Source organism: Microbulbifer sp. 2205BS26-8 (assembly GCF_030731025.1).
Taxonomy (GTDB): Bacteria; Pseudomonadota; Gammaproteobacteria; order Pseudomonadales; family Cellvibrionaceae; genus Microbulbifer; species Microbulbifer spongiae.
Window position 1 is genome coordinate 1 of the sequence record NZ_JAVAMR010000076.1, and the last position, 8,443, is coordinate 8,443.

The following is an 8,443-nucleotide window of genomic DNA, read 5'->3' on the forward strand; positions in this document are numbered from 1 at the left end:
CTCAGCGCTAACCATTGATAGTTAGCGCTCCAATGGGTGGATGTTCTGGATTAGCTCTCTGATCTAATATCATGCACATCCCTATTTACTTATTCTAACTAGATTTCGCCTTTTCTAATAAGCTGACACATTCTTGATCTACTTTTTGTCTTAAAGCTGGGTCAGTTTCTGACAAAATTTTAATAGTATTCTGTATACGAAGAGAAGAATATTTTTTATCCGCAATCAAGTCACTAACCTCTTCAAAAACGCCTGCATCATAAGAAGTGGGTTTATATTTAACAGATAATATCAACTCGTCTTTTTTAAAAAGCTTGAACTCATCCTTAAAAAAACCCGACTTTAACTCTACTCTGCAATCACCCTCATCTAGCTCATAAAGCCTATCAAAATATAAATAAAGCTTTTCTTTATATGCAAGCAATGCAGCTAATTTTTTCTCCCCATTAATAAATTTAAAGTACCCATATCCAGAGCACAATTTTCCTTCTGGCTTTCGTACTATTTCATAACTGCCATCAGAGCAATTCAGCAATGCAGCATGATCTGGAGACTCAATGTCGACAAATACAGAGTTAATCATTAAATAACCCACCAATTCCAGGAGACAAGCCAATAAGGATATTATAAGTGCCTCTTGTACGTCCAAGGGACGCCCTTGCAGCATCAAAGCCTTTGTTTGCTACATGAGTAGAAAACGGAACAATTTTAGCTCTCTCCGCAGAGTTAAAAAAAGCTGGCCCACCATACCGTTTAAATACATTCCTAATAACAGATGTAGAATTTAGCACTGTCATATTACGAGACATACTTGCGAGCTTTAAAGAGCTGACATACAAGCTTCTGTAAAGACCAACTCCTCCCGCAAATATCGAAGATAATTCTCCAGTACTATACAATTGAGATTTAGTATTAATTCCACCATTTATATTTAAACTTTCCCGGATATCATTCCCATACCCAAAGAGTATTGCATCACCTAACCCAGCCAAATAGTCCACAGCTCCTTGTGGAGCAGACGGAAGTTGATACTTGGTGAAAATGTTTAGAATTGCTTGGTCAATTCGATCCAAGTAACTCCCCTTTTGTGCGCCCTTTTTTGCTGCTTCCTTGGCATTTTTAGTGTCCTCCTGTTGCTGAAGCCATTGCCTATACCATTCTCTGTAATAAGAGCTACTGCCAGTGCCGCCGATACCGCCAACAGTGCTGCCACTACCACCAGTACTACCGCCAAAATTATACCAGAAAGAACCAGAGAGACTGGGTCCAGGCAAGGAGTCCCCAAATACCACTACCTCATCTATACCAACCCCCTTGATGATGAAGCAAAGCCCCGCTAGAAGTGACCTGACAGAATTTCTTTATTCATCGGTACCAGAAAATAGCTGAGAAAATCCTTCAGTATTTCTCAATCATATTTACTTTGTTAGTAGTTCTTTCCAGAATTTTTTTAACCGTCTTCAAATCAGAATAAGTTAGCTTATGAGTCTCAGATGATGGCAGCCTTATGCCGCCATGGTTATCAATATAAATGATTTCATTCTTGGGAAGAATAATTTTCACTCTTAAATCATCAACTTTAAATTGACCCCTAGATGATGAGTAGAGAATATTGAGCAGTCTTTTAAACTGACGGCTTGAAGGATCAACTTCACCTACACTTGTTGCTGAATATTCAATATTCTCTGGTGTCATTGGCACATAAGTTTCAACACCGATTGGCACGTAATAAATCTTGGCTAGATCTAACACTCCGTCTCCAGAATCTTTTGCAGAATAGGAAGCAAATAATACTGCCAATAGCGCTATTAATATTTTCATTCCTTAGTACTCAGTTCTACTCGGTTGACCCAGAGCGTTCATTATAAGGTTTTCATTCCTTATAATATTATTCATTCTGTATAAGCTATCATCAGGGGTACTAAAAACAGCATGGCCAAGCTCATGAGCCATAATCCTTCTTGTTTTTGGTGTTGACTGCTGAATAGGCGTCTTAAAGACAAAGCCCCGGCAGATCACTCTGCCGGGGTTTATGATAAGCATTAAAAATGCGGGAAGCTATACTATGGAACGCTACATTTTGATGATCAAGACAAGGATACGGTGATTTGGGTGATTGATGCGATTATCGCTCAGCGTCAGGTCGAACATGCTATGCGGCCATTGGAGCGCTAACTATTAATAGTTAGCGCTCTAGAGCTTTTCTTGTCACATGCGACCATCAGATCTAGCACTTTCAGGACTACGGATAATCGCCGGGAACAGTTGCTCACATTTTTTAAAAGGATTCACAAGAAACCCATCGAACACCTTCACCTCTTTCAAGACCTTATTTGTAGAAGCCTCCTTAAATACAAACTTCTTATAGCTATCTCCATGAGAAACAACCTGGATATTTGATACCAACAACAAAGTTAGAATTTTTAAAACTTCATCAGACCTCTTCTCAAGGTAATCTCTCCCCCAGGAAAACACCTCACTGGCTCCACCTAAATGGACTTCGATCCCATCATTCAAAAAATCGATAGTAAGAGGGATCGAAGTATTACTAACCGAATGTACCCTCGTAAAATCATCACCCAGAAATTCAGTATCTACTTGAAAGAGAGGACTTTCTTCAACCTCCGATTGTCCCAAGTCGACCAATGCATGATCCAACAGCTTTACATTATTATTCATACTCAAAATCTTATTATTGCCCCATTTTATAGAGGGCTCTTTTCAGTTGAATAGAACCATTAGCAAAAGAATTAGGCACAAAAGAACCTGGCATATAGAAGTGAAAGCGCGCTGTATTCCCCGTACCACCAAGACCAACACGAAGCATCATTCCCCCTCCATTTCTAGAAACACTACTCCACCCAACTCTAAAAAAGCTACCAGTAACGTTAAAGGAGCCTGAAACCCCAGTAACACTATGAGCAAATCTACAGGAGCGCTACATTAAGGTCCAGGAGGCCTACTATGAGTACCGCCTCAAGAAACAGTCACCCTATGCTGCCAGCCGTTCCGTGCCATGGATCACGATCAGGGGCCACTGGCTTGAACGGGCCGGTTTTGTGGTGGATACGCCGATCAAGGTCAGGGTCATGGAGCGGTGTTTGGTGTTGACTGCTGAATAGGCGTCTTAAAGACAAAGCCCCAGTAGATTGCCCTGCCGGGGCTTATAAAATAGTAACTTGAGCATTAAAAATGCGGGAAGCTATACTGTGGAACGCTACATTTTGATGATCAAGACAAGGACACGGTGATTCGGGTGATTGATGCGATTATCGCTCAACGTCAGGTGGAACATGCTATGCGGCCATTGGAGCGCTAACTATTAACAGTTAGCGCTTTGGTTTTCTTATTGAGTAGACACCCAGGATTAGCTTCAGCAATAAACCAACCTCATAAGCAACAATGTCAACATTGGCCAGTATTGTTGCTCTTACTAGCAATCCACTTTTTTGCTTTTGCCGATTCAATTAAAATACTGACAGGTAACGGCGCTGTATCTTTAAAGGTTTTCTGCCTCCAACCCAACGCGTTTAATAATAACAAAACAGGCCAAATAAGCGCACTTAAGGAAAAACCTTCTGGCCCAAAATACGTTTCATTAATTGGCGTAAGATCAACTTTGAATTTTTTTGAAAACTCTAATAGCAGTTCGCTGCCATCATCACCATCAACATTAAGTTCTTCATTTATCAGAGTGCTTGGTGTAATTTTGGAATGCTTGGTGCCAGTATAATCAGCAACAAAATTAATAACTTCCTCTTGTATATCCATAAATACTATTCTCCTGGCCTCATGCAAGTAGCAATGCATTGATCCAATGCTCTAGCATCGGGAAATAAAGCAGCAGTGCCAAGTATAGGAACTACGCGCCCAGCAAAAGCACCGACGCTTGCTGTTTTTGCTGATAAGCCTTGCCTTAACGTCGGAGCAGGCACTTGCTTTGGGAAACGAAGTTTGCCAAAAAGTTTACGGAAAAACCTGGATGCTGGCGAAGTTCCTGGCGTCGTTCCCTTAGGCTTACCTGGCACTGGTAAGACATTAAGACCAGATGCAGCAACAGCTGCCTTAGCTGCCGTACCAGAATCTAGAACCTCTGAAGCACACTCTATGGTGCATTGAAGATATTGGCCCGGATCATTAATTAGCGCACCTATATCCTTGATTAGGTGTGGCTCTGTCTGCCCCTTTTGTGCAAACTAGCCCTCAAACTCCTTGATAGCTTGAGGGATCTCTTTCTGAAGTACTGAATTTTTATAATATTCGGTAGAGCTATAACTTCCGTCTTTTTCCTTAATCCAAACAACCCCCCCAATATCACTGCTAGAAAACCACAAACGATCACCATCCCAGACAATCACCCAACGCTGGTATACGCTAGCTCTAACTTTAGATAAAATAAGTGTTTCACCACTATTATTCACAAGGTGGTATTTAACTATACCTGAAACATTTTCAACCTTTAGCTGCAAACGATCATTAAGTGCATATTCTCCAAATTCTGTTATCGCCTTTCCACTGGCAACCACTTGGTTACAGCCAACAACCAACAGTAAAAATAAAACAAAAAAAGAAGATTGCTTTTTATTCTTCGCACATTAATTCCCTCCAGCATATCTTGTATCCCTTGAATGCTGCCAGCTAATATGAACATCGTAATCTGCAGGGCTAAATATCGCGTTTAAAATACCAGCCCTAACCCTATCACCCAAATAGATTGGGTTGGGGTCGATTCTATCATTTCAAGTAACGGTAACATTGTAAGCATATCCGCCAGTTGACAACAGCTCAGCAAATCCAATTATGGATAAGTCCCCTAAACCACGGTGAGTGCCATGCAACATTTCATATCCAGTCGAATACCCGTTTTGTATTTCTCCGTGGACTGTAAGGTTCACAAAGCCTGAACCTAATCTATTGGCCGCATCACCATACAAGGCTAAGTTAATCTGGTTAGTTAGGAACTGGTTCGCTTTCATGTATTCACCCCAACTACCACCATTGGTAATAAGAGTTTCTCCTGAGCCATTTAACCACCTCATAAATAGCTCTTCCCCTTTTTCATCAAAAAGCCATCCTTTACTACTCTCTTGTGCAATTACTCCCTACACTCAACAACAACATCCACATAGCGCAATTTATCATTTATTTTTTTTTGGCCTGCACTAGTTAAATAGGGCTCCATTTTAAATTCAAAATAGTACCTATAACCATAACCAACTCTGACACTCTCAACGTTTGAAATTTCAAATTGACTATAATCGAGATTTTTTCCATAAAACCCCAATGAAGCCACATCAACAGGAATGTCAACTAGGCCCCAATCAATATCAAAATTATTATACGCATCCTCTGCGTACATCAAGCCGATTCTTGATTGATCCACTCGATAATTTGAGAAATTGCGTAGTACATTTTCTATACCACCCCACAATTGCTCCAGCAACAACTCATCTTCGGATAAGGAATGTAAGTTAGAGCAAGGGGCTCTAGTAGTCGAATCAAGCTGAATTACAAAATATGATGCAATTAGCAAAAGGCCAATAAATAAAATATAAGTAAACTTTATAAACTTATTAACCATTTTCATAGTCACCTGATATTGTAATAGTCTCGACCGAATCTCGACCAAAGCCCGCCAGTTTGTGCTTGGTACAAATTGTAACTTCCTTTACCAGCAAGAACATCATTTACATTCCACGCACCTACAAGCGTATTTAGAGTGGCTTCAGAGAATCCATAACGCCCCGCAAATACCCCAACGCCAATATAATTTATTTCCCCGCCTTTAAAGCTCCCAACGTTTTCAACGTGAAATTCTTGGCTTGCATATCCATATAAAAATGTATCCGCCTCGACAGTAAAATTCTTTGAAAGTTTAGTGAAATTTAGAGGGTTAATTCCATCGGCTTTAATACTCATATATTCTGCGAGCGTAATTATATCCAACTGAGTTAACTGAATAGGTGCGTCAGAGTTGTCCTGTACCCTATTAAATACTTTTAACCTAAGAGACTCGTAGAGCTTTCCCCACTTCTTTTGTGCATGAGGGGGCAGCCGTCGTCGTAACCTAATGTCAAAGCTCTGGCATAGAACCAGAGCTTGCTGAATTTAGTCTCGCTTCTTAATTCCAAAGTAAATTGGATCAGCACTCAAAGTGAATGTATATTCACCTGCCACCAATCTAAACTCAAAGCAATCTGACATGTATAGATCTTTAGCAAAGGATCTTAGATTTTTAGAAAAAACTTCGGAATCAACAATATAATGGTTTTTAGTTCCTTGCTTATCTATAACATCAAGGGAAAAATCAAGGGGACTAGATGCACATAATTCAATCTCGTTAGCCAAAAAATTAACACCATTAAGCATACTGCTAAATATTTGGCAGAAAGCGTCTAAGTGCTCATAAAAAGAGAGAACGTGGCGCATAGGGACAATTTATTAATTGTGAATTCCCAAACTACCGTCTAACAGGCTGCTGAAAAACTCGGATTTTGAATTAAAGCATCATCATCTTGAAGTTTTAGAATCAAAAAAACACTTGTTTTGTAGGCTCTGAATTTTCTGGTTTTATAAGAGTTAAGGTAAAAATTTCGTTAAAGGGACTTTTTCAGCAGCCTGCTAACAAATCCCCGCGTCAGTGGGGCTTCATCTTGAGGCGAGATATCGTGTCAATATTTTGCTCTAACCAAAATCATTTCTTAACTTCTTTTTTTATTTGAGATTTATAAAACAATAATCCAATGAAAGCCCCTAGTGAGGCTCCACAGGCAGCCCAAATAATTTTTTCGTACCCTCCGCCTCCCTTATCACCAACCAACAATCCCACCACACCAAAAAATATCGACCAAAATATAATCTTTCGCTTATAGGATTTATTCACGTCTTATTTCCGTTGTATTTGCCCATGGATCTAACTTAAATTTCATCGAAGGATCCAAATCTGGGGTAAGAATAAGGTATTGGTGCGGTGTGATATGCTCCCACGTCCCCCACTCATAAATAAGGTTTTTGGTCCAAGATGTTTCTAGAGAATTATTAAACTCAGGCGTATAGAGAGCGTCAAATAAATATAAAGCTTGCTCTCCACACCCTAGCAGGCTGCTGAAAAACTCGGATTTTGAATTAAAGCATCATCATCTTGAAGTTTTAGAATCAAAAAAACACTTGTTTTGTAGGCTCTGAATTTTCTGATTTTATAAGAGTTAAGGTAAAAATTTCGTTAAAGGGACTTTTTCAGCAGCCTGCTAGATAGTTAGGGCAAATCGTACTACTTAGTAGGTTGTTTATTCTGCCTGAGTTATTACCCTGAGCGGGAGAACCTGGATATCTCAAACCTTTTTCATTCATCTCTTTGATAATTTCATCAAATTTATTTTGGATTCTATCCACATCTGAAGAAATAATTTCCTGGATGGTTCGTTCCTTTTGTGCAAACTATCTTCTGGCAAATCCAACTTCATCCACTAGATAGAACGTTTTACTACCCTTCTCAATAACATCTTGAATTTTAAATCCCAACAACCCTCTCTCTTCCGAATACAGGAAAGTTGCTTCAATGCCATTGTTAGCGGACTTAATTACACTCACAACATAGGTATGACCAAAGATTTTGATATTCCTTTCATCCTCGTAGAGAAATTTGCTTCCAGCAAACCCCCACTCTTTCTTGTTTTTATAACCAAATCTTGGAATCGCAAATAGGAACTGCTTGCTTGAAACACAATAAAACATTTTATCTCTCCCGCAATATTCTGCTGGAGAAATCATATCTAAAAATTGAATTTGTGAATCTAATTCATCCAGTACCACGTAATATTTTGGCTCAAAAGAATTAGCATACGTATATTTTTTACTCTCATCAGCAACTGAAAAACATGAGAGCATGACAAGACATATAGAGGATATTAGCAACGACCTAAAAGAAAAAATCATCTTATTTTTTCCTATAATAAAGATTATTTCTGTATTCGAACTGCGCCGCCCAAGAACGAGCATCCTGCTCAAAAGGGGCATCCGAACCAAGAATAAAATCTCGAGAAGTATGCAAATTGTAATTATCGGTTTGCAAATGTCTAAATTCGTGAAAAACCGTCAAGGCTTCGAATCGACTGCTAGATGTATCGCTGCCAAAATCTTTAAAGAATGTAACCGTGCTGGTCTTATAGTTAGCATGAGCCTGAGATATCTCAGATCCATTGTCATATGTAGTATCACTATATAAAAATGTTGACTTATTAAACAACTCAATTAGCTCTGAATCGCCTTCAGATATTAAACCTTGTCGTAATTTCGCCAGCCCCCGATTAATCTTTCCTAGTTGAGATCTTCCTTCAGCTCCAATTGAAAATACCGTTCCACCAATTACTTGAACTTTCTTATTTAGTACCTTTTGTGCACCCTTTTTTGCCGCTTCCTTGGCATTTTTAGTGTCCTCCTGTTG

The 8,443-nt window shown here is 39.3% G+C and carries 15 protein-coding genes; 1 reads left to right on the forward strand and 14 read right to left on the reverse strand.

The genetic code is table 11. The features are described from left to right. Positions 1 to 94: 94 nt before the first annotated feature. The 5 genes from Q5Y71_RS16050 to Q5Y71_RS16070 form a co-directional block, all read right to left on the reverse strand. Positions 95 to 583, reverse strand: coding sequence for a hypothetical protein (locus Q5Y71_RS16050; protein ID WP_306043104.1), 489 nt, complete (start codon positions 581 to 583; stop codon positions 95 to 97). Further along, positions 576 to 1,274 carry a hypothetical protein gene (locus tag Q5Y71_RS16055; RefSeq protein ID WP_306043105.1) on the reverse strand — a complete coding sequence of 233 codons (699 nt, stop codon included), beginning with the start codon at positions 1,272 to 1,274 and terminating at the stop codon, positions 576 to 578. The genes Q5Y71_RS16050 and Q5Y71_RS16055 overlap by 8 nt, the downstream gene beginning before the upstream one ends. Positions 1,275 to 1,398: 124 nt before the next feature. Beyond that, on the reverse strand, positions 1,399 to 1,821 hold the full coding sequence (locus tag Q5Y71_RS16060; RefSeq protein WP_306043106.1) for a hypothetical protein: 423 nt from the start codon (positions 1,819 to 1,821) through the stop codon (positions 1,399 to 1,401). Positions 1,822 to 2,208: 387 nt separating this feature from the next. After that, positions 2,209 to 2,679, reverse strand: a complete 471-nt coding sequence (locus Q5Y71_RS16065) for a hypothetical protein (RefSeq protein ID WP_306043107.1) — start codon at positions 2,677 to 2,679, stop codon at positions 2,209 to 2,211. A 13-nt stretch (positions 2,680 to 2,692) separates the two neighbouring features. Beyond that, positions 2,693 to 2,830 (reverse strand): hypothetical protein, encoded by a 138-nt coding sequence (locus Q5Y71_RS16070; protein WP_306043108.1) that lies wholly within the window; start codon positions 2,828 to 2,830, stop codon positions 2,693 to 2,695. 112 nt (positions 2,831 to 2,942) lie between these two features. On the opposite strand from Q5Y71_RS16070, the gene Q5Y71_RS17700 reads away from it, so the two are divergent. After that, positions 2,943 to 3,122 carry a SymE family type I addiction module toxin gene (locus tag Q5Y71_RS17700; protein ID WP_371877089.1) on the forward strand — a complete coding sequence of 60 codons (180 nt, stop codon included), beginning with the start codon at positions 2,943 to 2,945 and terminating at the stop codon, positions 3,120 to 3,122. 283 nt (positions 3,123 to 3,405) lie between these two features. Here Q5Y71_RS17700 and Q5Y71_RS16075 read toward each other — a convergent pair whose 3' ends face one another. The 9 genes from Q5Y71_RS16075 to Q5Y71_RS16115 form a co-directional block, all read right to left on the reverse strand. Continuing rightward, positions 3,406 to 3,771, reverse strand: a complete 366-nt coding sequence (locus Q5Y71_RS16075; RefSeq protein WP_306043109.1) for a DUF1493 family protein — start codon at positions 3,769 to 3,771, stop codon at positions 3,406 to 3,408. 425 nt (positions 3,772 to 4,196) lie between these two features. Further along, positions 4,197 to 4,526: a hypothetical protein gene (locus tag Q5Y71_RS16080; RefSeq protein ID WP_306043110.1), complete on the reverse strand. Its 330-nt coding sequence runs from the start codon at positions 4,524 to 4,526 to the stop codon at positions 4,197 to 4,199. A 213-nt stretch (positions 4,527 to 4,739) separates the two neighbouring features. Further along, a complete protein-coding gene (locus Q5Y71_RS16085; RefSeq protein WP_306043111.1) occupies positions 4,740 to 5,039 on the reverse strand; it encodes a hypothetical protein in 300 nt (99 codons plus the stop codon). A 56-nt stretch (positions 5,040 to 5,095) separates the two neighbouring features. Beyond that, positions 5,096 to 5,581, reverse strand: coding sequence for a hypothetical protein (locus Q5Y71_RS16090; protein ID WP_306043112.1), 486 nt, complete (start codon positions 5,579 to 5,581; stop codon positions 5,096 to 5,098). 8 nt (positions 5,582 to 5,589) lie between these two features. Continuing rightward, positions 5,590 to 5,919, reverse strand: a complete 330-nt coding sequence (locus Q5Y71_RS16095; RefSeq protein ID WP_306043113.1) for a hypothetical protein — start codon at positions 5,917 to 5,919, stop codon at positions 5,590 to 5,592. A gap of 189 nt (positions 5,920 to 6,108) precedes the next feature. Beyond that, positions 6,109 to 6,348: a hypothetical protein gene (locus Q5Y71_RS16100; RefSeq protein WP_306043114.1), complete on the reverse strand. Its 240-nt coding sequence runs from the start codon at positions 6,346 to 6,348 to the stop codon at positions 6,109 to 6,111. A gap of 346 nt (positions 6,349 to 6,694) precedes the next feature. Beyond that, positions 6,695 to 6,883: a hypothetical protein gene (locus tag Q5Y71_RS16105; RefSeq protein ID WP_301417948.1), complete on the reverse strand. Its 189-nt coding sequence runs from the start codon at positions 6,881 to 6,883 to the stop codon at positions 6,695 to 6,697. A 554-nt stretch (positions 6,884 to 7,437) separates the two neighbouring features. Beyond that, complete coding sequence (locus Q5Y71_RS16110; protein WP_306043115.1) at positions 7,438 to 7,935, reverse strand: hypothetical protein; 498 nt, start codon at positions 7,933 to 7,935, stop codon at positions 7,438 to 7,440. A gap of 1 nt (position 7,936) precedes the next feature. Next, positions 7,937 to 8,443: hypothetical protein (locus Q5Y71_RS16115; protein WP_306043116.1), on the reverse strand; the 507-nt coding region annotated here is incomplete at its 5' end.